Raw genomic sequence first — 24702 nt, 5'->3', positions numbered from 1 at the left:
GCGGTCCTCGTGCCCGCCGCGGACCCGGCGCGCGCCGCCGATCCGGCACGCGCCGCGGCCCCCGCCGACGCCGCCGCCCCGACGCCCACCCAACGGCTGGAGAAGAGCGCCACCATGGCCACCGCCACCGCCATCACCCACATCGCCAACCTGGTCACCAACGACCCCTCCCTCGCCTCCGCCGTCGGCGCCCCCGGCGCCGGCCCCCTCGGCCTGATCCAGGACGCCGCCGTCGTCATCGAGGACGACCGCATCGCCTGGGTCGGTGAGACCAGCCAAGCACCCGCCACCGACAACCGGATCGACGCCGCGGGCCGGGCGGTGATCCCCGGCTTCGTCGACTCCCACTCCCACCTCGTCTTCGCGGGCGACCGCACCGAGGAGTTCAACGCCCGGATGTCGGGCCGCCAGTACACCGCGGGCGGCATCCGCACCACCGTCGCCGCCACCCGCGCCGCCTCCGGCAACGTGCTGCACGCAAACGCGGGCCGCTACGTACACGAGGCGCTGCGCCAGGGCACCACCACGATGGAGATCAAGTCCGGCTACGGGCTCACGGTCGAGGACGAGGCCCGCACCCTGGCCATCGCCGCCGCCCACACCGACGAGGTCACCTATCTCGGCGCGCACATCGTCGCGCCCGAGTTCGCCGACGACCCGGCCGGCTACGTCGACCTCGTCACCGGCCCCATGCTCGACGCCTGCGCCCCGCACGCCCGCTGGGTCGACGTCTTCTGCGAGAAGGGCGCGTTCGACGGCGACCAGGCCCGCGCCGTCCTCACCGCGGGCGCCGCCCGCGGCCTGATCCCGCGCGTGCACGCCAACCAGCTCTCGTACGGCCCGGGCGTCCAGCTCGCCGTCGAACTCGGCGCGGCCTCCGCCGACCACTGCACCCACCTCACCGACGCCGACGTCGACGCCCTCGCGAACAGCGACACCGTCGCGACCCTGCTGCCCGGCTGCGAGTTCTCCACCCGCGCCCAATACCCCGACGCGCGCCGCCTGTTGTCCGCGGGCGCCACCGTCGCGCTCTCCCCCGACTGCAACCCCGGCTCGTCCTTCACCAGCTCCATGGCGTTCTGCGTCGCCGTCGCCGTACGGGAGATGGGGATGACGCCGGACGAGGCGGTGTGGTCGGCGACCGCGGGCGGAGCGGCGGCCCTGCGCCGCAGCGACGTGGGCCGCATCGCGCCCGGGGCCCGCGCCGACCTGGTGCTGCTGGACGCCCCCTCGCACGTCCATCTCGCCTACCGCCCCGGTGTGCCCCTCGCGGCGGCCGTCTGGCGCCGCGGCGACCTCGTCACCGACCTGGTCTGATCGGGGCCGCGCCCGTGCCGCTCCAGCGCGAGCCCGCCAGGACCGTGGCCATGATCGCGCTCACGCTGACCACCGGCGTGATCGAGGCCGTCAGCTTCATCGCCCTCGGCCCGGCGTTCACGGCCGTCCAGACCGGCAACACGCTCTTCCTGGCCTTCGCTCTCGGCGGGACCCCCGGCATGACCGTCGGGCCGCCGGTCGCCTCGCTCTGCGGCTTCGCCGCGGGCGCGGTGATCGCGGCCCGCCTGGAGTCCGTCATGGATGTGCGCGGGAGGCGCTGGTACGTGCTCTCCCTCGTCGCAGAGGCCGTGCTGCTCGCGGTGGCGGGTCTGGTGGCCTGGGAGCTGGAACCCCTCGGTACGCCCCTCACCGGCCGGCACTACGCGGTGATCGCCTTCGTGTCCGTGGCGATGGGGATGCGGAACGTGACGATGCTGCGCGCGCCGGTCCCCGATATGTCGACGACCGTCCTCACCCGGTCCATGACCGCGCTCCTCGGCGGCTCCCTCCTCGGACTCGACACGAGGATCCCCACGGGCGCCGCGCACACGGTCCGCAGAGTGGCGACGGTGGGCGCCATGCTCGCGGGCGGCGTGCTCGGCGCGTGGCTGCTCCACGAGGCCGTACGGGCGCCCGTGCTGCTGCTGGCGGTGGCCGGGTGCGTCCTGGCGGTGGCCGGCGCCTACAGCCTCGCCGTACCGCGCCCGAACGCCCCCGGGACCGGCTGAACCGGTCCCGGGGGCGTTCGTCGTCGTTCTGTGCGTCAGCGCCGCCGGAAGCGCCGGACGCGTCACTCCTCGATCATCAGACCCTTGCGGAGCCGGGTCAGGGTCCGCGTCAGCAGACGGGAGACGTGCATCTGCGAGATGCCGAGCTCCTCGCCGATCTCCGACTGCGTCATGTTGGCCACGAAGCGCAGCGAGAGGATCGTGCGGTCCCGTGGCGGCAACTGAGCGATCAGCGGCTTCAGCGACTCCACGTACTCGATGCCCTCGAGGTCGTGGTCCTCGTAGCCGAGGCGGTCCGCGAGCGCGCCCTCGGTGTCGTCCTCCTCGGGCTGGGCGTCCAGCGAGCTCGCGGTGTACGCGTTGCTCGCGGCCATGCCCTCGACGACCTCCTGCTCGGTGAGGCCGAGGCGTTCGGCGAGTTCGGCCACCGACGGGGCGCGGTCGAGCTTCTGCGCCAGCTCGTCGCCGGCCTTGGCCAGGTCGAGCCGCAGCTCCTGGAGGCGCCGCGGGACCCGCACGGACCAGCTCGTGTCGCGGAAGAACCGCTTGATCTCACCGATGATCGTCGGCATCGCGAAGGTGGGGAACTCGACTCCGCGGCTCAGTTCGAAGCGGTCGATCGCCTTGATCAGACCGATGGTGCCGACCTGGACGATGTCCTCCATCGGCTCGCTGCGGGAGCGGAACCGGGAGGCGGCGAACTTCACCAGCGCGAGGTTGAGCTCGACCAGCGTGTTCCGTACGTACGCGAACTCGTGGGTGCCTTCCTCGAGCGACTCCAGCCGCGCGAAGAGGGTCTTGGACAGGGCCCGCGCGTCGAGCGGGGCGACCTCGTCGTACGGAGGGATCTCAGGGAGGTCCGCGAAGAGCTCGTCGTCGCGCCCCTGGGCGTCGAGGTCCTGGTCCTCGTCGGCCTCGCGGGCCGCGGGGATTTCGGAATTCCTTTGCCCGATCAGGGTTTCCTCCCGCCGGAGGGTGGGGGAGGTTGTCGACGTAGCGGACCGCCGCACATGGCGATCATCAGCGGTGCGCGGCTCGTCGAGCCGGGGTGACATGGTCTCCTCCATCATTCTCGGCATATGGCTGCCGGGTGCCGATGTCTCTTCCTGCGGTGTGCGGCGCCTCCGAAGCCGGCAGTTCTCGAACGTGTCCGTACTAGCCCTACCCGGTCCGGCCAGGGGAAAGCAAGGTCGGGATGGTGCGCTATGTCCCTTTCGAGGGGATGTTCGTCTACCGGACCGCGTATCGAAGGCGTAGGGTTCGGGGTGCGCCGTCGCAAGCAACCAGAAGGGGTGCGCATGGACCGCGGGATGGTCGGCAGTACCAGCAGGGGCCGGCTCCAGGTCGAGGTTCGGCACCAGGGGTCCAGCGCTGTCGTGACGCCGGCGGGTGAGCTCGATCACCACACGGCCGAGCTGCTGCGCGAGCCCTTGGAGGGCTGCGTCGACCAGGGACGACCCCGCCTCGTGGTGGACTGCTCACGGCTCGAGTTCTGCGACTCCACCGGGCTCAACGTGCTGCTCGGTGCCCGGCTCAAGGCCGAGGCCGCGGGTGGCGGTGTTCATCTGGTGGGCATGCTCCCGGTCGTGGCGAGAGTGTTCGAGATCACGGGCGCGGAAGCGGTCTTCACCGTTCACGACACACTCGACGAGGCTCTGGCCGACTCGCCGGCCGACTGACTCCTCTCCCTGCCCGCCCGCTCTGTCGTGTGATGCGTGCGTTATATGCGTCACACGTTCCGTATCGAAGAAGTGGGTGTTCCCGCCGACAGGTCGGGCAGGAGACTGCTGAATCTGATGAATCTGTCAGGTAACCGTTACCTGTGTATCGGCGAATCGGTGAGGTGAAGCGCTGATGAGCACCACGCGGCCGTACTCGCCGGGTGATCGTGGCCCGGAGGCGGGCGGTGCTTCCCCTGCCGTGCCCGCGACCGGTCAGGTGCGCAGACTCGATCTGAAGGGCGCCAGCGGCATCGTTCCCAGCGCCCGCGACTTCACCCGCCAGGCCCTCTACGACTGGGGCTGGCTGCCCGCGGCGACCGGCGACCAGCGTGCCGCGGCCGAGGACGTACTGCTCGTCGTCTCCGAACTCGTCACCAACGCGTGTCTGCACGCCGACGGTCCCGAGGAGCTGCGCGTCGGCTGCGCGGGCAAGGTGCTGCGCCTTGAGGTCGTGGATCTCGGCTCCGGCTCGCCCGCCCCCCGTACGCCGCACCGTGCGGGCCGTCCCGGTGGCCACGGCATGTTCATCGTCCAGCGGCTGTGCCTGGACTGGGGGGTCGTGCGGAACACCGACGGGGTCGGCAAGACCGTGTGGGCCGAGCTCGCCGCTCCCGCCTAGCGCCCGCCCGCCCCGCAATTCCCTTTGCGAACACGCCGATCCGGCGTGTTCTTTGTCTTCCCTCTCCAAGGTCCCCGGCGTACTGTCGGCGCGCGAATCTGATGTGTCGTCAGTAAATCGCGCGCGGCGACAACCGACGAGAGGGGATCCCGAGGTGTCCCGAACGAAGAGCCGGCCGGCCGCTCGCAGGGGAACGCTCGCAGTGGCCACGGCCGTTGCGGCCGGAGCCGTGCTGCTGGCCGCCCCCCTGGCCCACGCCGATGTGGTGGACGTCGACTACCGGTGCAAGACGCCGATCGGAGACAAGGGCGCGGTCTCGCCCATCGACATCAAGAGCGTCAAGAGCGGCAGCTCCTACAAGCTCACCATGACCTTCGAGAAGGGTGTCTCCTCCAGCCCCGTGGAGCTGGGCAAGGGGGCGATGAACCCGAGCGCGCTGATCAAGCTGGGCGGCGCCGAGAACGGCACCCTGCGCGTCACGGGCCCGCCGAACAGCGAGGCCATCCCCGCCAACACCCCCATCAAGATCACCGACTTGTCCGGTACCTACACGCCCAAGGGGAGCGGCAAGGTCACCTTCACCGCGTCGACCCTGACGATCAAGGCGCTGGGCACCACCACGACCTGCACCCCCAAGAACGACCCCAAGCCGTCGCTGACCCTCGACGTGAAGGGCTCGGGCGGCGGGGGATCGGCGCCGTCGGGCGGCGAGGACGCCGGTGGCGACGAACTGCCGCAGACCGGTCCGGCCGACGCGGCGGTCGCGCTCGGCACGCTCGGCGGAACCGTTCTCCTCGCCGGGGTGGCCGGAGTGCTCTGGCTGACCCGCCGGGGCGGCCGGCCCGCGGCCTAGGTCCCCGACGCGGTGCTGCGCGACCGGGGCCCGCACCCCTGGTCGCCGGGGCCGCCGCCCACCGGGTCCGGGCCCGGGCCGCCGCACCGGGCCGGGCGGGGAACCGGCGACACGGAGAGCACCGGAGAGCACCCACAGCACCGGAGAGCACCGACAGCACCGGAGAGCACCGACAGCACCGGAGAGCGTCCGAGGGCTCCGGGCACACCCGGCGTACGCCGCGCACGGCGCGGACCACCCCGAAACACCGCGAGCCCAGCGCACACGGCGGACACCGCGGAGTCCCGCCGCGGGTACCGCCGAACTCCCGTCCCCATCCGCAGCGTTGACCGCGAGCGAGCACTCGAGGAGCCGCCGATGCAGTCCCGGACCGGCAGGGCACACACGGCACGCAGGGCCCCCAGGGCAGCGACGGCGCTCGCGTCGGTGCCGGCGGTCGTGGCGGCGCTCTGTGCCGCCGTCCCGGCCGGGGCGGCCGTCCCCGCGGAGCCCGCGCCCGTGTCCGTACCGGCGGCGCCCCCGCCCGCGTCCGTATCCGCACCGGCGGCCGCGAAGCCGGACTGGTCGGCGGCGCCGGCCTCCGGGGGCGGCAGCAGACCGAGCACCGGAGGGCGGCCGTACTTCTACCTGGAGGGACGGCCCGGCACCGTGCTGGAGGACACGGTCACCGTCACCAACTCCGGTCCGCACGCGCGGATCGTCCGGCTGCGCGGCGCCGACGGCTACACCGGCGACGCGGGGGCCTTCGCCGTCCGGGGCCCGGGCCGGAGCACCGCGTCCGGCTCCTGGGTCACCCTCGCCTCCGCGAAGGTGAAGGTGCCGCCCCGCACCCGGGCCGACATCCCCTTCACCGTGACCGTCCCGCCCGACGCCGTACCGGGCGACCACCCCGCCGCGATCGTCGCGACCGGCGGCGGACGGGACGCGGGCGTACGGCTCCATCTCCGGGTCACCGGGCCCACGTTGGCCGCCCTGTCGGTCGAGGACGTGTCCGTCGTACGCACCGGGGGCGGGGCCGAGATCCACTACGCGCTCGTCAACCGGGGCAACACCGCGCTCGCGCCACGCCTCGCGGTCCGCGCCGACGGCCTGTTCGGCGGCGGGACGCTGCGCCGCGCCGCCCGCGACCTCCCCGTGGAACTGCTGCCAGGGGCGCGGGTCCGGCTGACCGAGCAGTGGCCCGGGGCGCCCCGGCTGGACACGGCGGACGTCACGCTGACGGCCACCGCGGCGGGCGGAGCCCGCGCCACGGCCACGGCCTCGTACAGCCCGTTCCCCTGGGCGGCGTCCGCGGCGGCGCTGCTCGGCCTCCTCGCCGCGGGGGCGGGCGGCTGGTACCTGCGGCGCCGGCGCCGCTCACGAGCCGGGCCCGCCTCCGGCGGCGCGCGGCGCGAAGAGGGGCGCGAGGGGCCGCACGAGGCGCCGGGCGCACGGGAGTTGGCCGACGCGGGATCGGGGGCGGCACGATGAGGCGAGCCGGAGCGGCACGGCAAGCCGCCCGAGCGGCACAGCGAGCCGCAGGGACATCGCGAGGCAGCGCGGTGCCGCGGGACGCCGGGCCCGGTGCACTGGTGCCCGTACGGCGCGCGGCCGCACTGCTGTCGGTGCTGTCCGTGCTGGCGGCGCTCGTCCTCCTCCCCGCCACGAGCGCCGCCGCCACCGCCCGCAGCAGTGCCGACGACGGACCGAGCGTCCGGCTCTCGAAGGCGGAGGCGGGCGCGGGCGGGACGATCACCGTCACCGGCAAGGGCTGGCGCCCCCGCACCCTGCTGACCCTCCTCATCTGCGGCCAGAACATGATCGGCGGCACCAACGCCTGCGCCAATGCCGACGGCCGCGCCGTCACCACCCGCCGCGACGGCAGCTTCAGCCGTACGCTCCCGGTCGCCGAACCTCCCAAACCCTGCCCCTGTGTCGTGCACGTCGCCACCGTCACGGGCGAGGCCGCGTCGGCCGACGCGGAGCTGAAGGTCGCCGGGCACCCGGTCGCCCCGCTCCCCGCGGAGGAGGGCACCGGGCGGCTCGCCGTGCTCTCGGCGCGGCTTGAGGGATCGAGCGGGCTGCTGACCTGGTTCGGTGCTCCGCCGCAGCGCCGCCTCGTCCTGACCGTCGGCAACCTCGGCTCGGCACCCGCCCGTAACCCCGTGTTCCGCGTGGGCACGGCGCACGGGGTGTTCGCCCCGCAGTGGGAGCAGCAGCAGTGGCGGGGGGCCGTCGAGCCGGGGAAGAGGGCCCGGATCGAGCTGCCCGTGGAACTGTCCGCGGGGGCGCACGGCGACTATCTCGTCTCGCTGAAGTACGGGAACAAGGTCCTCACCGAGCAGCCCTGGGGCGTCGAACGCCCCTGGGGCGTCACGCTGTTCTGGCTCCTGCTCTGCGTCGTCGTCCCCGCCGCGGTCTTCCGGACCGGCATGGCCGTCGTCGACCGCGTCCGCCCGCATCTGCCCGCCCGTTCGCGAGGCCGCGCCCGCCCGAGGGCCCGAGCCCGTACGCGCGGTGGCCGCCTCACGGGGAGCCATGGCCGTACGGGGCGGGGCCGCGGCCGGCCCGACGGGGAAGGCAGCCCGGACGCCCCCCGCGCTCCGGACGCCCCCCGCGCCCCGGGGGCGGGCGACGCCTCCTCCGGCGGGGGCGGTGCGGGCGACGGCGCCGCCGCCCTGCCCTGGTTCACGCCCGACACCCTCCCGTCCAGGGAGGAGCAAGTCTCCGCACCGTCAGAAGACCGTTCCTCGTCGAAAGGAAGCTCGTGAAGACGCAACGGAGGGTGAGCGCGGCCGGAGTCGCGCTGATGCTCGGCGGTGCGGGGCTCCTGATCGCCGCGAGCCCGGCACAGGCGGCAGAGGTCAGTTACGCCACGGAGTGTCTCCCGCCCCCGATCTCCGGCCTGCCACCGGTGCAGGGCACCACCACGGTGGACATCAAGGCCCCGGAGACGGCGAAGGTGGGCGACACGGTCGAGGTCGTGTGGACGACCGTGAAGGCCGCGTCCAAGAACCCCGACATCCTCGATCTGGACAAGAACACCGTCCAGCCGACCGGAAAGATCAAGATCGCCGGGGCGCAGACCGGTGAACTGGCGGTCGAGGGGCCGCGGGAGAACCCGCCGATCCCCAAGAACAGCCCCATGGTGCTGTCCGCCATGAAGGGCTCGCTGAAGCTGGAGAAGGCCGGTGAGGTGACGCTGGCACCGGGCTTCTACAACATCAACGTCAACAAGCCCATCTCCACGGACACCAAGTGCTCCGCGAAGGAGGAGGTGAAGCCGGGCGCCACGATCAAGGTGACCGACGGCGGCGGTACGACGGGCGGCACCACATCGGGCGGCTCGACCGGCGGTGACTCCGGCGGGACCACGGGCGGCGACTCCGGCGGTACGACCGGGGGCTCCACAGGCGGTGACTCCGGCGGTACGGACGGCGGTTCGGACTCCGGCGGTACGACGTCCGGCGGGACGACGGGCGGCGGCGGGGACCCGGACGGCACGGACTACCCGGGCAAGGAGGTCGAGGTCCCGTACAAGTGCAAGACCCCCATCGGTGACAAGGAGGCGACCTCGCCCGTGCGGATCGACGCCAAGAAGAACGGCGGCGACTTCGATCTCAACGTGAAGTTCAGCAAGTCCGTCATGGACAGCCCGGCCGACATCCCCGCGGACTCGGTCAAGCCGTCCATGGAGGTGAAGCTGGGCGGCGCCGACAAGGGGACCGTCCACGTCGAGGGCCCGGCCAACAAGGAGCCCATCAAGTCCGGTGACCCCATCGAGATCCCGGACCTCAAGGGCACGTACAAGCCCGGTGCCACGGGCAAGGCCACGCTCACCCCGGGCGTCCTGACCGTGAAGGCCCTCGGGACGACCACCACCTGCACCCCGGCCAAGGACCCGGGCGTCTCGCTCGAACTCGACACCTCCGAACAGCCGGGCGGCGCCTCCGGCGGCTCGTCCACGGGCGGTTCCGGCACGGGCGGCGCGTCGGGTGGTTCGGCGGGCGGCTCCTCGTCGGGCGGCGGCCTCGCCGAGACGGGCGCGAACGACAACGGCGGTCTGCGCGCCCTCGGTCTCGTCGCCGGCACGGTGATCCTGCTCGGCGGCGCGGTCTTCACGTTCACCCCGTGGAGCAGGCTGCGCGGCACCCGCTGAGAATCGCACCGCGTACGACACCGCCGACTCGGTCGTGAACAGGCGACGCCGACGGCGGAGGGCCCCGGCGCTCGACGGCGCCGGGGCCCTTCACGCCTCGTGCGGGCGAGGCGGTGCGGACGGTACGGACGTCAGTGGACGTCGCCCATCAGTGCCTCGACCTTCTTGCGGTACTGGAAGATCGCGACTCCGGCGATGACCGCCAGGGCCGCCTCCACCCCGACCACCTTGGAGCCGCTGAGGTCGACGCCGCCCAGCGAGAGGAGGCCGGTGATGCAGTCGCCCGCGGTGACGGCGAGGAACCACACACCCATCATCTGGCTGGCGTACTTGGCGGGCGCCATCTTCGTGGTGACCGACAGGCCGACCGGGGAGAGGCACAGCTCGCCGATCGTCTGGATCATGTAGATCGACACCAGCCACATCGGGCTGACCTTGGCGCCGTCCTCGGCCATCAGCATCGGCAGGACGAAGACGAAGAACGAGGCACCGACCAGCACCAGTGCGCCGCCGAACTTCTTCGTGGTGCTCGGCTCGCGGTCACGCCGCGCCAGCGACAGCCACAGCCAGGCGAAGACCGGGGCCAGCGCCATGATGAACAGCGGGTTCAACGACTGGAACCACGACGAGGGGAAGTTGAGGCCGAAGAGCGAGTCCGAGGTCTTGGTCTCGGCGAACGCGGCCAGCGTCGAACCGCCCTGGTCGTAGATCATCCAGAAGACGGCCGCGGCGACGAAGAACCAGATGTAGCCGCTCATCTTGGTCTGCTCGGTGGCCGTCAGCTCCTTGTCCCGCTTGATGCGGACCAGGACGGCGGTCGGAATGATCAGTCCGAGCAGAGTGATCGGCACCAGCGCCCAGTTGAGGGTGAAGCGGCCGGAGAAGTAGACGACGCCGTAGAAGACGGCGGCGATCCCCAGCCACAGCAGGCCCTTGCGCAGCGTGGAGTTGCGCTCCTCGGGCGAGAGCGGGGCGTTCACGACGCTGCTCTTCTCGCTGAGGTGGCGCGAGCCGATGAGGAACTGCAGCAGACCCAGTCCCATGCCGACCGCGGCGAGCGCGAAGCCGTAGTGCCAGCCGACCTTCTGGCCGACGGTGCCGATGACCAGCGGGGCGGCGAAGGCGCCGAGGTTGATGCCCATGTAGAAGACGGTGAAGCCGCCGTCACGACGCGGGTCCTGGGGACCGTCGTAGAGGTGGCCGACCATCGTGGAGATGTTCGCCTTCAGCAGGCCGGAGCCGAGCGCCACGAGCGCCAGGCCCGCGAAGAACGCCGCCTGGCCGGGCAGGGCGAGCGCGACGTGACCGGAGATGATGACGGCGCTCGCGATCGCGACCGTCCTTCTCGGGCCCCAGACACGGTCGCCGAACCAGCCGCCGGGCATGGCCAGCAGGTAGACCATCGCCAGGTAGACGGAGTAGATGGCCACCGCGTTGGCCTCGGACATCCCGAGACCGCCGCCCTGGCTGCCGGGCTTGGCGTCGGGGCCGCCGGCGATCAGATAGACGACGAGCAGGGCCCGCATCCCGTAGAAGCTGAAACGCTCCCACATCTCGGTCATGAAGAGCGTGGCCAGTCCGCGTGGGTGGCCGAAGAAGGTCTTGCCGCCGGCAGGGGTCCCCTGCTGCGCTGATCCCTTCGTCAGGCTGGACGCCATGGTCGATCCTTGTGGGTTCGGGACGCTCCGGTCTGGTGAAGCGCCCGGGTGTGGGGGGAAATGGCGGTTCTGCACACAGACGAAGGAGACCTTCGGCTTGCGAACTCGGCCCAAGGTCCCCTGATAGTGCTGATGGACGCGCGTAAACCTTACGTCACGTCATACGCGCATATGGAAGGGCTTGAGAGCAATGTCACAGCCGAACGCGGAACCCACGCGCCCCACTCGACGGTAGTCCACCCTCCCGCCTCCCCGGCCCCGGGGCCTCGCCGTACAGGCCCAGCTCGGCGGCCCTGCGGACTACCATCGGTCCATGACCCGAGTACTGCTCGCCGAGGATGACGCGTCCATCTCGGAACCGCTGGCCCGGGCCCTGCGCCGCGAGGGCTACGAGGTCGAGGTGCGCGAAGACGGTCCGACCGCGCTCGACGCCGGTCTGCAGGGGGGAGTGGACCTCCTCGTCCTCGACCTCGGCCTGCCCGGCATGGACGGTCTCGAGGTCTGCCGCAGGCTCCGCAACGAGGGCCACGGATTCCCCGTCCTCGTCCTCACCGCGCGGGCCGATGAGGTGGACACCGTCGTCGGCCTGGACGCCGGCGCCGACGACTACGTGACCAAGCCCTTCCGGCTGGCCGAGCTCCTCGCGCGGGTCCGGGCGCTGCTGCGCCGCGGCGCGGCCGACACCCAGACCCAGCCGCCCGCCACCCACGGCGTGCGGATCGACGTCGAGTCGCACCGGGCCTGGATGGGCGAGGAGGAGCTGCAGCTCACCGCCAAGGAGTTCGACCTGCTGCGGGTCCTCGTACGGGACGCGGGGCGGGTCGTCACCCGCGACCAGCTGATGCGCGAGGTCTGGGACACCACGTGGTGGTCCTCCACCAAGACCCTGGACATGCACATCTCCTGGCTCCGCAAGAAGCTCGGGGACGACGCCGCGAACCCGCGCTACATCGCCACGGTGCGCGGCGTCGGCTTCCGGTTCGAGAAGAGCTAGTGCGCTCCCAGCAGGCCCGGAGGGCCCCGTGCGCCGCCGACTGATCAACTCCACGCTCGCCGTGGTGCTCGTCGTGATCGCCGTCTTCGGCATCTCCCTGGTGATCGTCGAGACCCGGACGATCGAGAACAGCGCCCAGGAGAGCGTCGATTCCGAGGCCGTACGGCTGGTCAGCATCGTCGACAGCCGCCTGCTGGGCGGCGAGCGGGTCAGCGCCCGGGTCCTGGGCAACCAGATCACGCCCAACCGATACGCCCGCATCGAGATGCCCGGCAAGAAGCCCGTCGAGGTCGGGAAGCGGCCCTCGGGCGACGTCATCGAGGCGAGGGAGCGCGGCGAGGAGGGCGAGACGGTCATCGTCCAGGAGCCCGCGTCCACGGTCAGCGGCGAGATCGGCCGGACGCTGCTGATCATCCTCGCGGTCGCCCTCCTCGCCGTGATCGCCGCCGTCCTGCTCGCCGTACGCCAGGCGCGCCGCCTCACCGCCCCGCTCACCGACCTCGCCGAGACCGCCGAGCGGCTCGGCTCCGGTGACCCGCGGCCGCGCCACCGGCGGTACGGGGTCCCGGAGCTGGACCGGGTCGCGGACGTGCTCGACTCCAGCGCCGAGCGCATCGGGCGGATGCTGACGGCCGAGCGGCGGCTGGCGGCCGACGCGTCCCACCAGCTCCGTACGCCCCTGACCGCGCTCACCATGCGCCTGGAGGAGATCACCGCCACCGACGACCCGGCGACCGTGAAGGACGAGGCGACGATCGCCCTCGGGCAGGTCGAGCGGCTCACCGACGTCGTCCAGCGGCTGCTGACCAACTCCCGTGACCCGCGCACCGGATCGGCTGTCGGCTTCGACCTCGACGAGGTCGTCAAGCAGCAGATCGAGGAGTGGCGCCCGGCCTACCGCAACGCCGGGCGGATCATCGTCCGCTCCGGCAAGAAGGGCATGCGGGCGGTCGGCACCCCGGGGGCGGTCGCCCAGGTGCTGGCGACGCTGATCGAGAACTCACTGATGCACGGGGCCGGTCCGGTCGCCCTCCGCACCCGCGTCACCGGCAACCAGGTCGTCGTCGAGGTCACCGACGAGGGCCGCGGCGTCCCGCCGGACCTGGGCTCCCGGGTCTTCGAACGCACGGTCAGCGGTCGGAACTCGACCGGGCTCGGCCTGGCGGTCGCCCGGGACCTGGCGGAGGCCGACGGCGGGCGGCTGGAGCTGCTGCAGCAGCACCCGCCCGTCTTCGCGCTGTTCCTGAGTCGTGAGTCGGGCGCGCAGGACCAGGACGAGGTCACTTCGTCCGGTTGAGGGAGTCCTGCTCGAGGAACGATTCGGCGGTGCTGACGGCGTCGCGTTCGGGCATGGACCGGAAGACCCAGGTGCGGTACGACCAGAAGCGGAAGACCGTCGCGATGCCGAGGCCGATCACGTTCTTGGCGACGTTGTCCGCGACGGTCGAGGTGAAGCCGAGACCGTAGTGCGAGATCGCCAGGACGCCGTTCTCGATCACCAGGCCGACGCCGCTGAAGAGGAAGAAGAGCGTGAGTTCGCGGCTGCGGCGGCTCTTGTCGGTGTCGCGGTACGTCCAGTAGCGGTTGCCGACGTAGTTCGTGCAGATCGCGATGAAGGTGGCGATCACGCCGGAGCGCACCACGGCCAGGCCGATGACGTGCATGCAGAGGTTGAACACCACGAAATTGACCAGGAAGCCGACGGCGCCGACGGTCCCGAACTTGGCGAGTTCGCGGGCGAGCTGCTTGAGCTGCTGCAACCGCGAACGACCTGTGCGCCGTTCACTCATAGTGATCGTATGGCTCCATTGTTGGCGTGGATTCGGCATCTGTCCGGCTTCCTCATGCTAACCAGGGGCCTCTCCCGCGTCCGGCCGACACCCGCGAAGGGCCAGGAGTCTCATATGGACTTCTTCACATGGACCCGGCTGGAGGATCGTCCAAACCGGCGTGCGGGGCAGTCCGGGAGTGCGGATACCCTGGGTGAGTGACGTTCCCGGTAGTCGGCATGGTCGGCGGCGGTCAGCTCGCCCGCATGACCCACGAGGCGGGCATCCCCCTCGGCCTGAAGTTCAAGCTCCTCAGCGACAGTCCGCAGGACTCTGCGGCGCAGGTCGTCAGCGACGTCGTCGTCGGTGATTACCGCGACCTCGACACCCTTCGTGCTTTCGCACAGGGCTGCGATGTGATCACCTTCGATCACGAGCATGTGCCTACCGAGCACCTGCGCGCCCTGGAAGCCGACGGGGTCGTCATCCGCCCCGGCATCGAGGCCCTGATCCACGCCCAGGACAAGGGCGTCATGCGGTCCCGGCTGGACGCGATCGGCATCCCGTGCCCGCGCCACCGGATCGTGACGGACCCGGCCGACGTGGTGCGCTTCGCGGAGGAGGGCGACGGCTTCCCCGTCGTCCTCAAGACCGTCCGCGGCGGCTACGACGGCAAGGGCGTCTGGGTCGTGAACGGCGCCGAGGAGGCGGGCGACCCGTTCAAGGCCGGAGTGCCCGTCCTCGCCGAGGAGAAGGTCGACTTCGTCCGCGAGCTGGCCGCCAACGTCGTACGGTCCCCGCACGGCCAGGCCGTCGCCTACCCGGTCGTGGAGTCGATCCAGGTCGGCGGCGTCTGCGACACGGTGATCGCCCCCGCCCCCGGCCTGTCCGAGGAACTGTCGCTCAGGGCGCAGGAGCTGGCGCTGACGATCGCGAAGGAGCTGGACGTCGTCGGGCACCTGGCGGTCGAGCTGTTCGAGACCGTGGAGCCGGACGGCAGCCATGGGATCGCCGTCAACGAGCTGGCGATGCGCCCGCACAACTCCGGCCACTGGTCCCAGGACGGCGCCGTCACCTCGCAGTTCGCCAACCACGTACGGGCCGTGCTCGACCTCCCGCTCGGCGACCCGCGCCCCCGCGCGCGCTGGACGGTCATGGCCAACGTCCTCGGCGGCGACTTCCCCGACATGTACTCCGCGTACCTCCACTGCATGGCCCGGGATCCGCAGCTCAAGATCCATATGTATGGCAAGGACGTGAAGCCCGGCCGTAAGGTCGGCCACGTCAACTCTTACGGCGACGATCTGGACGACGTGCGCGAACGCGCCCGGCACGCCGCCGACTATCTGCGAGGGACACTGCTGGAATGACGGAGTTGGACCGCGGGGGGGCATCCCCCGTCATCGGGATCGTGATGGGATCCGACTCGGACTGGCCGGTGATGGAGGCCGCGGCCAAGGCCCTCGACGAGTTCGAGGTGCCGTTCGAGGTCGACGTCGTCTCCGCGCACCGCATGCCGCGCGAGATGCTCGCCTACGGCGAACAGGCCGCCGACCGCGGCCTGAAGGCCGTCATCGCCGGCGCGGGCGGCGCCGCCCACCTGCCCGGCATGCTGGCCTCGGTGACCCCGCTGCCGGTGATCGGCGTCCCGGTGCCGCTGAAGTACCTCGACGGCATGGACAGCCTGCTCTCCATCGTGCAGATGCCGGCCGGGGTCCCTGTGGCCACCGTCTCCGTCGCCGGCGCCCGGAACGCGGGCCTTCTCGCGGTCCGCATGCTCGCCGCCCACGATCCCGAACTGCAGAGCCGTATGCGGAAGTTCCAGGAGGAGCTCGGCGAGCAGGCGACACAGAAGGGCAAGCGCCTGCGCGCCAAGGTCGAGGGCAGCGCCGGCTTCGGCTTCGGTCAGTGAGGGCGGGGACGATGACCGACCACGCCGCTTTCGCCCGCGAACTCCTGGCCGCCCACCCCGTCGTCGACGGCCACAACGACCTGCCCTGGGCCCTGCGCGAGCAGGTCCGGTACGACCTCGGCCGGCGCGACATCGCCACCGACCAGAGCGCCCATCTGCACACCGACATCCCGCGGCTGCGAGCGGGCGGCGTGGGCGCGCAGTTCTGGTCGGTGTACGTCCGCACGGACCTGACCGGGGACGCCGCCGTCAGCGCGACTCTCGAACAGATCGACGTCGTCGGGCAGCTCATCGAGCGCTACCCGGCCGACCTGCGCCGCGCGCTGACCGCCGACGACCTGGAGACCGCCCGCGGTGAAGGCCGGATCGCCTCCCTCATGGGGGCCGAGGGCGGCCACAGCATCAACTGCTCGCTGGCCACGCTCCGCGCGCTCCACGCCCTCGGTGTGCGGTACATGACGCTCACGCACAACGACAACATCCCGTGGGCGGACTCGGCGACCGACGAGCCGCGGGCGCACGGCCTCACCCGCTTCGGCGAGGAGGTCGTCGCCGAGATGAACCGGGCCGGGATGCTCGTCGACCTCTCGCACGTCTCGGCCGCCACCATGCGCGACGCGCTGCGGATCACCGAGGCCCCGGTGATCTTCTCGCACTCCTCGTCCCGCGCCGTCTGCAACCACCCGCGCAACATCCCCGACGACGTGCTGGAGCGCCTGCCGGGCAACGGCGGTGTCGCCATGGTCACCTTCGTCCCGAAGTTCATCCTCCCCGCCGCCATCGAGTGGACCCAGGGCGCTGACGCGAACATGCGGGCCAACGGCCTGCACCCGCTCGACACGACGGAGGCCGGCCTCAAGGTCCAGCGCGCGTACGAGGAGGCCCATCCCCGTCCGGTCGCGACCGCGGCCACCGTGGCCGACCATCTCGACCACATGCGCGAGGTCGCGGGCGTCGACCACGTCGGCATCGGCGGCGACTACGACGGCACGGCCTTCACGCCCTCGGGCCTGGACGACGTCTCCGGCTACCCGAACCTGGTCGCCGAGCTGCTCCGCCGCCGCTGGTCCCCGGCCGACATCGCCAAGCTGACCTGGCACAACGCCGTACGGGTGCTGCGCTCCGCCGAGGAGGTGGCGCGCGGGATCCAGGACGACCCGCGCCGCACCCCCTCCAACGCGACCATCGAGGAGCTCGATACCTGAGGGGTTGTCAGCCCGCGGGGTGAGGCCCGCGCCGGGGCCGTCACGGCGCCGCCACCCGTACGCCTCTTCCACCGCGAAAGGCCAGGACCTCCGTGCGAAGGTGACGACGTACCTCGACCGCCGAGCACGGAGTCCGCGCCATGGCCGACCTCGCCCCTGCCCTCCTGGACGCGCCCGCACCCTCAGCCGCACCGGCCGCCCCGGCCGGTGCCGAGGTGGAGCCCCGGCCCGACCCGGGGGCGCCTGATACGGCGGGGCGGGCGCGGGCGTTCCTGGCCCGGCATCCGGTGGCGGACGGCTTCAACGGGCTCGCCTGGGAGCTGCGGCTGCGGTCCGGCCACGAGCTGACGCCCACCCGCTTCGACCTGGACACCGGCGAGGGCGGGGTCAGTACCGACATCCCGCGGCTCCGGGCCGGACACGTGGCCGCGCAGTTCTGGTCGGTCGGCGTGCCCGACGTGGTGGTCGGCGACCGCGCGGTCAGCGTTGCGCTGGAGCAGATCGAGTTCGTGCACGCCCTGATCCGGGCCTACCCCGACGCCCTCCGGCTCGCCCTCACCTCGGACGACATGATCGAGGCCCGCAAGCGCGGCCGTATCGCCTCCCTGCTCGCCGCGGGCGGCGGCCAGTGCATCGACAGCTCACTGGGCGCGCTGCGGTCGCTGTACAAGCTGGGCGTACGCCGGATGGCTCTGGCCGAGGGCCGGAACACCCCGTGGGCGGACGCGGCGGCCGACGAGCCCCGCGCCGGCGGCCTCACCCTCTTCGGTGAGGAGGTCGTCCGGGAGATGAACCGGATCGGGATGCTCATCGACCTCTCCGGCAGCGCGCCCGCCACCATGCGGCGGGCCATCGCCGTCAGCAAGGCCCCGGTCGTCTTCTCCCGTTCCGCGGCCCTCGCCGTGTGCGACCACCCCGCCAACGTCCCGGACGACGTGCTGGAACGCATGGCCGCACGCGGCGGCGTCTGCAAGGTCACCTTCGAGTCGGAGTACGTGTGCGGGGAAGGGGCGGGGACCGCGACCGTCTCCGACGTGGCCGACCACCTCGACCACATCAAGGCCGTCGCCGGCCCGGACCACGTCGGCCTCGGCGGCTCGTACGACACCGGCGGCAGCGCGCACCCGGCGGGTCTCGACGACGCCTCCGGCTATCCCCGGCTGATCGCCGAGCTGCTGGAGCGCGGCTGGAGCGAAGCCGACCTGGCCAAGCTGACCTGGCAGAACACCCTCCGGATGATGCGGGACGCGGAGTTCACCGCCCGGTCCACCCAGCACCGCCGGGCACCCTCGACCGTCACCATCGGGCGCCTGGACGGCTGATCGCGGACAGCGGCCGGGGCAGGGAGCTGCCCGCGGTTCAGGCCCGGGGGCGGCCCAGGGCGCGGTACGTCCAGCCCGCCTCGCGCCACACGTCCGGGTCCAGCGCGTTGCGCCCGTCGAGCATCCGCCGCTCCGCGACGACCTCGCCCAGCGCCGCCGGGTCCAGGTCGCGGAACTCGCGCCACTCGGTGAGGTGCAGCACCACGTCCGCTCCGCGGGCCGCGTCCAGCGCGGTCGGGGCGTAGCCCAGGGTGGGGAAGAGGCGGCGGGCGTTGTCCATGCCCTTGGGGTCGTAGACCGTGACCTGCCCGCCCTGGAGGTGGATCTGCCCTGCGACGTTCAGCGCGGGGGAGTCCCGTACGTCGTCCGAGTCCGGCTTGAAGGTCGCGCCGAGCACCGCCACCCGCTTGCCCAGGAAGCTGCCGCCGCCCAGTACCTCACGGGCCAGCTCGACCATCCGGGCGCGGCTGCGCATGTTGATCGAGTCGACCTCGCGCAGGAAGGTCAGCGCCTGGTCGGCGCCCAGCTCGCCCGCCCGTGCCATGAAGGCGCGGATGTCCTTGGGCAGGCAGCCGCCGCCGAAGCCGATGCCGGCGCGGAGGAACTTCTTCCCGATCCGGTCGTCGTAGCCGATGGCCTCGGCGAGCTTCACCACGTCGCCGTCGGCTGCCTCGCAGACCTCGGCCATGGCGTTGATGAAGGAGATCTTGGTGGAGAGGAAGGAGTTGGCGGACGTCTTCACCAGCTCGGCGGTCGGGAAGTCGGTGACGACGAACGGCGAGCCTTCGGTGATCGGCTTCGCGTAGACCTCGCGCAGCTGCTTCTCCGCGCGCTCGCTCGTGACACCGGCCACGATCCGGTCGGGGTGGAGGGTGTCCTGCACGGCGAAGCCCTCGCGCAGGAACTCCGGGTTCCAGGCCAGCTCCGCCTCCTCACCGACCGGGGCCAGCTCGGCAAGTCGCCGGGCCAGCCGGGCCGCGCTGCCGACCGGCACCGTGGACTTGCCGACGACGAGTGCGGGGCGGGTGAGCTGCGGGGCGAGCGACGCGAAGGCGGCGTCGACGTAGGACATGTCGCAGGCGTACTCGCCGTGCTTCTGGGGGGTGTTCACGCAGACGAAGTGGATGTCGCCGAAGGCACCGGCCTCCTCGTAGGAGGTGGTGAAGCGCAGTCGTCCCGTGGAGCCCTCCAGGCCCTGGACGTGCTTGGCGAGCAGATCCTCCAGCCCCGGCTCGTACATCGGGACCCGGCCCGACGAGAGCATGCCGACCTTCTCCGGGACGATGTCCACCCCGAGCACGTCGAAGCCCAGCTCCGCCATGGCGGCGGCGTGCGTCGCACCGAGGTATCCGGTGCCGATCACGGTGATCTTCGGGGCCATGCGTGCTCCACGGGGCGTCGGGCTGGACTGCGCGCCCGAGCATAGTCGGGCCCGGCGGCGGGCACGTGGCCGGTAAGAGGGAGCGAGCTGTCACCAAGCTCACGTGAAGCCCACGTAGGCCCGGCGCGGGCCCGCCCCTAGAATCGGGTTACTTAACGGTAGTTAGCAGTTCTGGGGAGTGAGGACACCTTGGCGGGCTCGACCGATTTCGACCTCTACCGGCCGTCCGAGGAGCACGACATGCTCCGAGAGTCGGTGCGCTCGCTCGCCGAGGCGAAGATCGCACCCTTCGCCACCGAGGTGGACGAGGAGGGCCGCTTCCCGCAGGAGGCGCTCGACGCGCTGGTCACCAACGACCTGCACGCGGTGCACGTACCCGAGTCGTACGGCGGCGCGGGCGCGGACGCGCTGGCCACGGTGATCGTCATCGAGGAGGTCGCCCGTGTCTGTGCCTCCTCCTCCCTGATCCCCGCGGTCAACAAGCTGGGCTCCCTCCCGGTCGTCCTCTCCGGTTCCGAGGAGCTGAAGAAGAAGTACCTGGGCCCGCTCGCCAAGGGCGACGCGATGTTCTCGTACTGCCTCTCCGAGCCGGACGCGGGCTCGGACGCCGCGGGCATGAAGACCCGCGCCGTGCGCGACGGCGACTTCTACGTCCTCAACGGCGTGAAGCGGTGGATCACCAACGCCGGCGTCAGCGAGTTCTACACGGTCATGGCCGTGACCGACCCGGAGAAGCGCTCCAAGGGCATATCCGCGTTCGTCGTCGAGAAGGGCGACGAGGGCGTCTCCTTCGGAGCCCCGGAGAAGAAGCTCGGCATCAAGGGCTCGCCGACCCGCGAGGTCTACCTCGACAACGTCCGCATCCCCGCCGACCGCATGATCGGCGCCGAGGGCACCGGCTTCGCCACCGCGATGAAGACCCTCGACCACACGCGCATCACCATCGCCGCGCAGGCGCTGGGCATCGCGCAGGGCGCGCTGGACTACGCCAAGGTCTACGTCCAGGAGCGCAAGCAGTTCGGCAAGGCGATCGCCGACTTCCAGGGCATCCAGTTCATGCTCGCCGACATGGCGATGAAGATCGAGGCCGCCCGCCAGCTCACGTACGCGGCCGCCGCCAAGTCCGAGCGCGGCGACAGCGACCTCACCTTCCAGGGCGCGGCCGCCAAGTGCTTCGCCTCGGACGTCGCGATGGAGGTCACCGTCGACGCGGTCCAGCTCCTCGGCGGCTACGGCTACACCCGTGACTACCCGCTGGAGCGCATGATGCGCGATGCGAAGATCACGCAGATCTACGAGGGCACCAACCAGGTCCAGCGCATCGTCATGGCGCGCAACCTGCCGAAGTAGGACGCCCCCGACAGGCCGCTCACGGCGAAGGCCCCGGACCGCGCGGTCCGGGGCCTTCGCGTATCAACGTGCGGCCGGTGTCTACCGGTTGCTGGTGACCGTGACCTTCTCGTCGTTCTTGAGCTGCTCCACGAGCTGCTTGACCTTCGCCCGGTCCCACTGGAGGTTGCCGTTCGGGGCGTTGCCCGAGATCGGCATGTTCATGGACGTGCCCTCGCCGCTCGTGACGCCCTTCATGGCCCAGAACATCTCGGCCAGGTCGAACAGGCCCATGTCCTTGTCGACGATCAGGGTGTCCAGGCCCGCGCCCATGGTCGGGTAGAGCTTGAACGGGTTGAGCACGGTCGAGGGCGTGGCGGTCTGGCTGGCCAGGGCCGAGAGGAACTTCTGCTGGTTCTTCGTACGGTCCAGGTCACTGCCCGGCAGTGCGTAACGGGTCCGGACGAAGGCCAGCGCCTGCTCGCCGTTGAGGGTCTGCGTGCCGGACTTGAAGTCGGCGCCGGACTTCTCGTCCTTGAAGGACTTCGGGATGTCCATCTCGACGCCGCCGACCGAGTCCACGATCTTGGCGAAGCCGCCGAAGCCGATCTCCGCGTAATGGTCGATCTTCAGGCCGGTGTTGGCCTCGACGGTACGGACCAGCAGCTCCGGGCCGTCCTCCGCGTAGGCCGCGTTGAGCTTGGTGCGCCGGCCCTCGTTCGGGAAGATGTTGCCGGAGTCCGAGCCGCGGAAGGAGGGGATCTCCACGTCCGAGTCGCGCGGCAGCGAGATCATGGTGCTGCCGTTGTCGCCGACGTGCAGGATCATCATCGAGTCGGTGCGCTTGCCGTCGGCGGAGCCGGTGTGGAGCCTCTTCTTCTCCTCGGCCGTCATGCCCTCACGGGAGTCGGAGCCCACGATCAGGTAGTTGGTGCCCGAGCCGCCCTCCGGCCGTTCGATGACCTTGCTGAGATCCACCTCGCGCTGGAGCTTGGAGTCGGCCCAGAAGTAGGTGGCGATGGACACGCCGAGGAAGACGACGAGCAGCGTCAGGGTGCCTATCTTGAGGCGGCGGCGCCAGTTCGGGGCCGGGCGGCCGTAGTCGTCGCCACCGCGTCCGCCGCGGCCACCGCCGTAGACCTGGCCCGTGTTGTAGCCGTCGTCGTAGTCGTCGTAGTCGTACCCGCGCTGGCCCGGGACGCCCGGACGGTGGGGCGACATGCCGGGCGGCATCGGCGGCTCAGGCCGGTACTGGCCTCCGCCGTATCCGCCGTATCCACCGTATCCACCGTCACCTCCGCCGCCCTGGACGTTGCGCATGGTGCGCGCGGACTCCGGGCGGCCGGCGCTGCCGCGCCCGTAACCGTCCCTGCTGTCGCCGGTCCAACCCTGAGGCCACTCGTTCATACCCGGCAGTGTGCCTTCTCGGGCCGACTGTCATACAGGGTGAGTGGCGAATCGCACCGCCCCTGTAGCAGACCTGATGCAAAGGTACGGAGGCGGGGTCACGGTTTTTCGCCGCTTAAGGTGGTGGACATGACTGAACAGGCAGCGGCCCCGGAAGACGCGATTCCGGGCAAGCCCACCTCCGCTTCCCGGACCACGCTCAGTCACATCATGACGGCGGGCGACGCCAATCTCCTCGGCACCGTCCACGGCGGCGTGATCATGAAACTCGTGGACGACGTGGCGGGGGCCGTGGCCGGCCGGCACTCGGGCGGGCCCGCGGTCACCGCCTCCATGGACGAGATGGTCTTCCTCGAGCCCGTGCACGTCGGCGACCTCGTGCACGTGAAGGCGCAGTGCAACTGGACCGGCCGGTCCTCCATGGAGATCGGTGTCCGCGTCCTGGCCGAGCGCTGGAACGAGTCCAGCCCCGCCACCCAGGTCGGCAGCGCCTATCTGGTGTTCGCGGCGGTCGACGCCGACGGCAAGCCCCGGACCGTGCCCGCCGTGATCCCCGAGACCGAACGGGACAAGCGCCGCTACCAGGAGGCGCAGATCCGGCGTACGCACCGGCTGGCCCGCCGCCGCGCCATCAAGGAGCTGCGCGCGAAGCGCATCGCCGAGGGCATCGGCGACTGACGTTCGCTAGGGCGTGTCTTCTGGATCAGTTCGGATCAGCCCGCGGCGTATGGTGCGGTGCATCGCAAGGCGGAGGAGCGTCCTCGTAGTGGGCCTACTCGGATGCTCCGACAACGCGGCGAGGTGCCGTGCCAGGCGTCGCGGGCCCGAGCTGATCCAGAAGACACGGCCTAGTCGCAGAGCACCTGGTCGCCCGTGACCGCCGTCACGTCCGCCCCGTGCGGACCCGTGGTCCGCGGTGACGGATCCTCCGCGCGCACCGTCCGCACCCGCCGGAAGTCCTCGCCGACCGTGACCTTCATCACCGGCCCGTTCCCGTACCGGGGCCTGAGCCGCGCGCCCGGCAGCGCGGCCGCGACCGTACGCACCGAGCGGTCCCACGCCGGGTCGTACGTGACGACGGTGCGGCGCGTGGATCCGCCCGCGTCGCCGGGGGTCCCGGAGGTCACGAAGCCGGTGGCGCGCAGCGCGCGGGTCACCCGGTGACCCAGGCCCTCGCGCCCGGTGCCGTTGTCGACCCGGACCTGGACCTGCTCGGGCGCCACGTCGACCAGCGCCGGGGACGGCCGGCCCGCGGCGCGGTCGGCGAGCGGCCGGTCGGCGCGCAATGCGCGGAAGATCTTCCCGGCCCTCTCCGTGTCCCACTTCACGGTCGACCCGAGGCCCGGCACCGGGTGGCTCGGATCCGCGACGGGGACCGAGACGAACTCCGAGGAGGACGGCCGGAAGTGCCGCATCGCCCGGCCGATGTCGACCATCTCGTCCGTGCCGAAGCCGCGGTCCGCGCGGACCGATCCGAGCAGGGTGGCGGCGACCTCCTGGAACTTCGCCGGGTTCATCAGCACACCGCCGTCCGTCACCTTCGCCACCAGCGCGGCGAGGAAGCGCTGCTGCCGCTGCATCCGGCCGAGGTCCGCGGCGCCGTCGATGTGCCGGGAGCGTACGTACTGCAGGGCCTCGCCGCCGTTCAGTCTGCTGGTGCCGACGGGCAGGTCCAGCCCCGAGTAGCGGTCGTGCATCGGGCGCGCCGAGCAGATCTCGACCCCGCCGAGGACGTCGACGGTCTCCATGAAGCTGGTGAAGTCGACCTCGAGGTAGTGGTCGATGTGCAGCTTGGTCATGTCCTCGACGGTGCGGACGGTGAGTTGGGGACCGCCCTGCGCGTACGCCGCGTTGATCTTGCCGGGGCGGGCGGGCACCCGCTCCCCGGTCGCCTTGTCGGTGTGCGAGGGGAGCTGGACGTAGGAGTCGCGCGGGATGCTGATGACGCTGACCCGGCGTCGGTCGCCGGAGAGATGCACGAGCATGATCGTGTCGGTGCAGTGGCAGGGCGCGCCGCCGAGGTGGTACCGCTGTCGCTGCTCCTGTGTCAGTTTGTCCCGCCCGTCGGTGCCCACCAGCAGGAAGTTCTGGCCGTCGCTGCCGCGGGGCCGGTTGTTCAGCCCCTCGAAGGGATCGATCCGGCCGATGGCCGTGTCCAGCCGGGAGACCAACGCGTGCCCGCAGCCGCCGGCGACCAGCAGCAGCGCGGAGAGGCCGGTGGCCAGCCGCAGCCCCCAGCGGGGACGGCGGGGCCCGGGGAGGCGGGGGATGCGGGTGCGGGTGCGGGGCTGCGACCGGGGCGCGCGAACCGGTGCGGTCAAGAGAAGGACTCCTCGGCGGAGCAGGGGT

At 71.6% G+C, this 24702-nt stretch carries 22 protein-coding genes; 16 read left to right on the top strand and 6 right to left on the bottom strand.

Annotated elements, in window-relative coordinates:
- The first annotated feature begins 114 nt into the window (after window positions 1–114).
- Both hutI and ABZ822_RS00235 read left to right on the top strand, forming a co-directional pair.
- Window positions 115–1317 (top strand): imidazolonepropionase, encoded by a 1203-nt coding sequence (hutI, locus tag ABZ822_RS00240; protein ID WP_360846875.1) that lies wholly within the window; start codon window positions 115–117, stop codon window positions 1315–1317.
- 50 nt (window positions 1318–1367) lie between these two features.
- Complete coding sequence (locus tag ABZ822_RS00235) at window positions 1368–2045, top strand: YoaK family protein (protein ID WP_360845101.1); 678 nt, start codon at window positions 1368–1370, stop codon at window positions 2043–2045.
- Between the two features lie 62 nt (window positions 2046–2107).
- On the opposite strand, the gene ABZ822_RS00230 is transcribed toward ABZ822_RS00235, so the two are convergent.
- Complete coding sequence (locus ABZ822_RS00230) at window positions 2108–3100, bottom strand: RNA polymerase sigma factor SigF (RefSeq protein ID WP_360845099.1); 993 nt, start codon at window positions 3098–3100, stop codon at window positions 2108–2110.
- Window positions 3101–3343: 243 nt separating this feature from the next.
- Here ABZ822_RS00230 and ABZ822_RS00225 point away from each other — a divergent pair, with 243 nt between their 5' ends.
- From ABZ822_RS00225 to ABZ822_RS00200, 6 genes are all read left to right on the top strand, one after another.
- Window positions 3344–3724: an STAS domain-containing protein gene (locus ABZ822_RS00225; protein WP_360845096.1), complete on the top strand. Its 381-nt coding sequence runs from the start codon at window positions 3344–3346 to the stop codon at window positions 3722–3724.
- Window positions 3725–3899: 175 nt separating this feature from the next.
- On the top strand, window positions 3900–4385 hold the full coding sequence (locus tag ABZ822_RS00220) for an ATP-binding protein (RefSeq protein WP_360845094.1): 486 nt from the start codon (window positions 3900–3902) through the stop codon (window positions 4383–4385).
- A 202-nt stretch (window positions 4386–4587) separates the two neighbouring features.
- Window positions 4588–5238 carry an LPXTG cell wall anchor domain-containing protein gene (locus tag ABZ822_RS00215; protein ID WP_360845091.1) on the top strand — a complete coding sequence of 217 codons (651 nt, stop codon included), beginning with the start codon at window positions 4588–4590 and terminating at the stop codon, window positions 5236–5238.
- A 357-nt stretch (window positions 5239–5595) separates the two neighbouring features.
- Window positions 5596–6708: an LPXTG cell wall anchor domain-containing protein gene (locus ABZ822_RS00210; protein WP_360845089.1), complete on the top strand. Its 1113-nt coding sequence runs from the start codon at window positions 5596–5598 to the stop codon at window positions 6706–6708.
- A 143-nt stretch (window positions 6709–6851) separates the two neighbouring features.
- Window positions 6852–7988 (top strand): hypothetical protein, encoded by a 1137-nt coding sequence (locus tag ABZ822_RS00205; protein WP_360846873.1) that lies wholly within the window; start codon window positions 6852–6854, stop codon window positions 7986–7988.
- 38 nt (window positions 7989–8026) lie between these two features.
- Window positions 8027–9376: a hypothetical protein gene (locus ABZ822_RS00200; RefSeq protein ID WP_360846871.1), complete on the top strand. Its 1350-nt coding sequence runs from the start codon at window positions 8027–8029 to the stop codon at window positions 9374–9376.
- 131 nt (window positions 9377–9507) lie between these two features.
- Here ABZ822_RS00200 and ABZ822_RS00195 read toward each other — a convergent pair whose 3' ends face one another.
- Entirely contained in the window at window positions 9508–11034 is a 1527-nt protein-coding gene (locus ABZ822_RS00195) for an oligopeptide:H+ symporter (RefSeq protein WP_360845087.1), read from the bottom strand.
- A 313-nt stretch (window positions 11035–11347) separates the two neighbouring features.
- On the opposite strand from ABZ822_RS00195, the gene ABZ822_RS00190 reads away from it, so the two are divergent.
- Both ABZ822_RS00190 and ABZ822_RS00185 read left to right on the top strand, forming a co-directional pair.
- Window positions 11348–12028: a response regulator transcription factor gene (locus ABZ822_RS00190; protein ID WP_360845086.1), complete on the top strand. Its 681-nt coding sequence runs from the start codon at window positions 11348–11350 to the stop codon at window positions 12026–12028.
- A 28-nt stretch (window positions 12029–12056) separates the two neighbouring features.
- A complete protein-coding gene (locus tag ABZ822_RS00185) occupies window positions 12057–13325 on the top strand; it encodes an ATP-binding protein (protein WP_360845083.1) in 1269 nt (422 codons plus the stop codon).
- On the opposite strand, the gene ABZ822_RS00180 is transcribed toward ABZ822_RS00185, so the two are convergent.
- Window positions 13309–13818 (bottom strand): GtrA family protein, encoded by a 510-nt coding sequence (locus ABZ822_RS00180; RefSeq protein ID WP_360845081.1) that lies wholly within the window; start codon window positions 13816–13818, stop codon window positions 13309–13311. The genes ABZ822_RS00185 and ABZ822_RS00180 overlap by 17 nt on opposite strands.
- A 197-nt stretch (window positions 13819–14015) precedes the next feature.
- Between ABZ822_RS00180 and ABZ822_RS00175 the strand changes: the two genes are divergently transcribed.
- The 4 genes from ABZ822_RS00175 to ABZ822_RS00160 all read left to right on the top strand — a co-directional run bounded on the left by ABZ822_RS00175 (window position 14016) and on the right by ABZ822_RS00160 (window position 18236).
- Window positions 14016–15167 carry a 5-(carboxyamino)imidazole ribonucleotide synthase gene (locus ABZ822_RS00175; RefSeq protein WP_360845079.1) on the top strand — a complete coding sequence of 384 codons (1152 nt, stop codon included), beginning with the start codon at window positions 14016–14018 and terminating at the stop codon, window positions 15165–15167.
- A complete protein-coding gene (purE, locus tag ABZ822_RS00170) occupies window positions 15164–15709 on the top strand; it encodes a 5-(carboxyamino)imidazole ribonucleotide mutase (protein ID WP_360845077.1) in 546 nt (181 codons plus the stop codon). Before ABZ822_RS00175 ends, purE begins: the two co-directional genes overlap by 4 nt.
- A gap of 11 nt (window positions 15710–15720) precedes the next feature.
- A complete protein-coding gene (locus ABZ822_RS00165) occupies window positions 15721–16914 on the top strand; it encodes a dipeptidase (protein ID WP_360845075.1) in 1194 nt (397 codons plus the stop codon).
- A gap of 140 nt (window positions 16915–17054) precedes the next feature.
- The gene (locus ABZ822_RS00160) at window positions 17055–18236 is read left to right on the top strand and encodes a dipeptidase (RefSeq protein ID WP_360845072.1); all 1182 of its coding nucleotides are present in this window, start codon (window positions 17055–17057) and stop codon (window positions 18234–18236) included.
- A 37-nt stretch (window positions 18237–18273) separates the two neighbouring features.
- On the opposite strand, the gene ABZ822_RS00155 is transcribed toward ABZ822_RS00160, so the two are convergent.
- Window positions 18274–19617 (bottom strand): UDP-glucose/GDP-mannose dehydrogenase family protein, encoded by a 1344-nt coding sequence (locus ABZ822_RS00155; protein WP_360845070.1) that lies wholly within the window; start codon window positions 19615–19617, stop codon window positions 18274–18276.
- A 189-nt stretch (window positions 19618–19806) separates the two neighbouring features.
- Here ABZ822_RS00155 and ABZ822_RS00150 point away from each other — a divergent pair, with 189 nt between their 5' ends.
- Window positions 19807–20967, top strand: coding sequence for an acyl-CoA dehydrogenase (locus ABZ822_RS00150; RefSeq protein WP_360845068.1), 1161 nt, complete (start codon window positions 19807–19809; stop codon window positions 20965–20967).
- 81 nt (window positions 20968–21048) lie between these two features.
- On the opposite strand, the gene ABZ822_RS00145 is transcribed toward ABZ822_RS00150, so the two are convergent.
- Window positions 21049–22353 carry an LCP family protein gene (locus ABZ822_RS00145; RefSeq protein WP_360845066.1) on the bottom strand — a complete coding sequence of 435 codons (1305 nt, stop codon included), beginning with the start codon at window positions 22351–22353 and terminating at the stop codon, window positions 21049–21051.
- Window positions 22354–22482: 129 nt separating this feature from the next.
- Between ABZ822_RS00145 and ABZ822_RS00140 the strand changes: the two genes are divergently transcribed.
- Window positions 22483–23031, top strand: coding sequence for an acyl-CoA thioesterase (locus ABZ822_RS00140; RefSeq protein ID WP_360845063.1), 549 nt, complete (start codon window positions 22483–22485; stop codon window positions 23029–23031).
- 170 nt (window positions 23032–23201) lie between these two features.
- On the opposite strand, the gene ABZ822_RS00135 is transcribed toward ABZ822_RS00140, so the two are convergent.
- Window positions 23202–24623 (bottom strand): LCP family protein, encoded by a 1422-nt coding sequence (locus ABZ822_RS00135; RefSeq protein ID WP_360846869.1) that lies wholly within the window; start codon window positions 24621–24623, stop codon window positions 23202–23204.
- Window positions 24624–24702: the final 79 nt, after the last annotated feature.

The organism is Streptomyces sp. NPDC047108 (assembly GCF_040643575.1).
Classification (GTDB): Bacteria; Actinomycetota; Actinomycetes; order Streptomycetales; family Streptomycetaceae; genus Streptomyces.
Note: the sequence above shows the minus strand (reverse complement) of the source record. Positions and strands in the feature narration are given on the sequence as shown.

What these genes read in the sequence shown, in the direction of transcription:
- ABZ822_RS00155 (WP_360845070.1), bottom strand. Translation starts at nt 19,617, where the DNA reads ATGGCCCCGAAGATCACCGTGATCGGCACCGGATACCTCGGTGCGACG.
- ABZ822_RS00160 (WP_360845072.1), top strand. Translation starts at nt 17,055, where the DNA reads ATGGCCGACCTCGCCCCTGCCCTCCTGGACGCGCCCGCACCCTCAGCC.
- ABZ822_RS00180 (WP_360845081.1), bottom strand. Translation starts at nt 13,818, where the DNA reads ATGAGTGAACGGCGCACAGGTCGTTCGCGGTTGCAGCAGCTCAAGCAG.
- ABZ822_RS00220 (WP_360845094.1), top strand. Translation starts at nt 3,900, where the DNA reads ATGAGCACCACGCGGCCGTACTCGCCGGGTGATCGTGGCCCGGAGGCG.
- hutI (WP_360846875.1), top strand. Translation starts at nt 115, where the DNA reads ATGGCCACCGCCACCGCCATCACCCACATCGCCAACCTGGTCACCAAC.
- ABZ822_RS00195 (WP_360845087.1), bottom strand. Translation starts at nt 11,034, where the DNA reads ATGGCGTCCAGCCTGACGAAGGGATCAGCGCAGCAGGGGACCCCTGCC.
- ABZ822_RS00230 (WP_360845099.1), bottom strand. Translation starts at nt 3,100, where the DNA reads ATGTCACCCCGGCTCGACGAGCCGCGCACCGCTGATGATCGCCATGTG.
- ABZ822_RS00210 (WP_360845089.1), top strand. Translation starts at nt 5,596, where the DNA reads ATGCAGTCCCGGACCGGCAGGGCACACACGGCACGCAGGGCCCCCAGG.
- ABZ822_RS00235 (WP_360845101.1), top strand. Translation starts at nt 1,368, where the DNA reads ATGATCGCGCTCACGCTGACCACCGGCGTGATCGAGGCCGTCAGCTTC.
- ABZ822_RS00190 (WP_360845086.1), top strand. Translation starts at nt 11,348, where the DNA reads ATGACCCGAGTACTGCTCGCCGAGGATGACGCGTCCATCTCGGAACCG.
- purE (WP_360845077.1), top strand. Translation starts at nt 15,164, where the DNA reads ATGACGGAGTTGGACCGCGGGGGGGCATCCCCCGTCATCGGGATCGTG.
- ABZ822_RS00140 (WP_360845063.1), top strand. Translation starts at nt 22,483, where the DNA reads ATGACTGAACAGGCAGCGGCCCCGGAAGACGCGATTCCGGGCAAGCCC.
- ABZ822_RS00145 (WP_360845066.1), bottom strand. Translation starts at nt 22,353, where the DNA reads ATGAACGAGTGGCCTCAGGGTTGGACCGGCGACAGCAGGGACGGTTAC.
- ABZ822_RS00225 (WP_360845096.1), top strand. Translation starts at nt 3,344, where the DNA reads ATGGACCGCGGGATGGTCGGCAGTACCAGCAGGGGCCGGCTCCAGGTC.
- ABZ822_RS00165 (WP_360845075.1), top strand. Translation starts at nt 15,721, where the DNA reads ATGACCGACCACGCCGCTTTCGCCCGCGAACTCCTGGCCGCCCACCCC.
- ABZ822_RS00200 (WP_360846871.1), top strand. Translation starts at nt 8,027, where the DNA reads ATGCTCGGCGGTGCGGGGCTCCTGATCGCCGCGAGCCCGGCACAGGCG.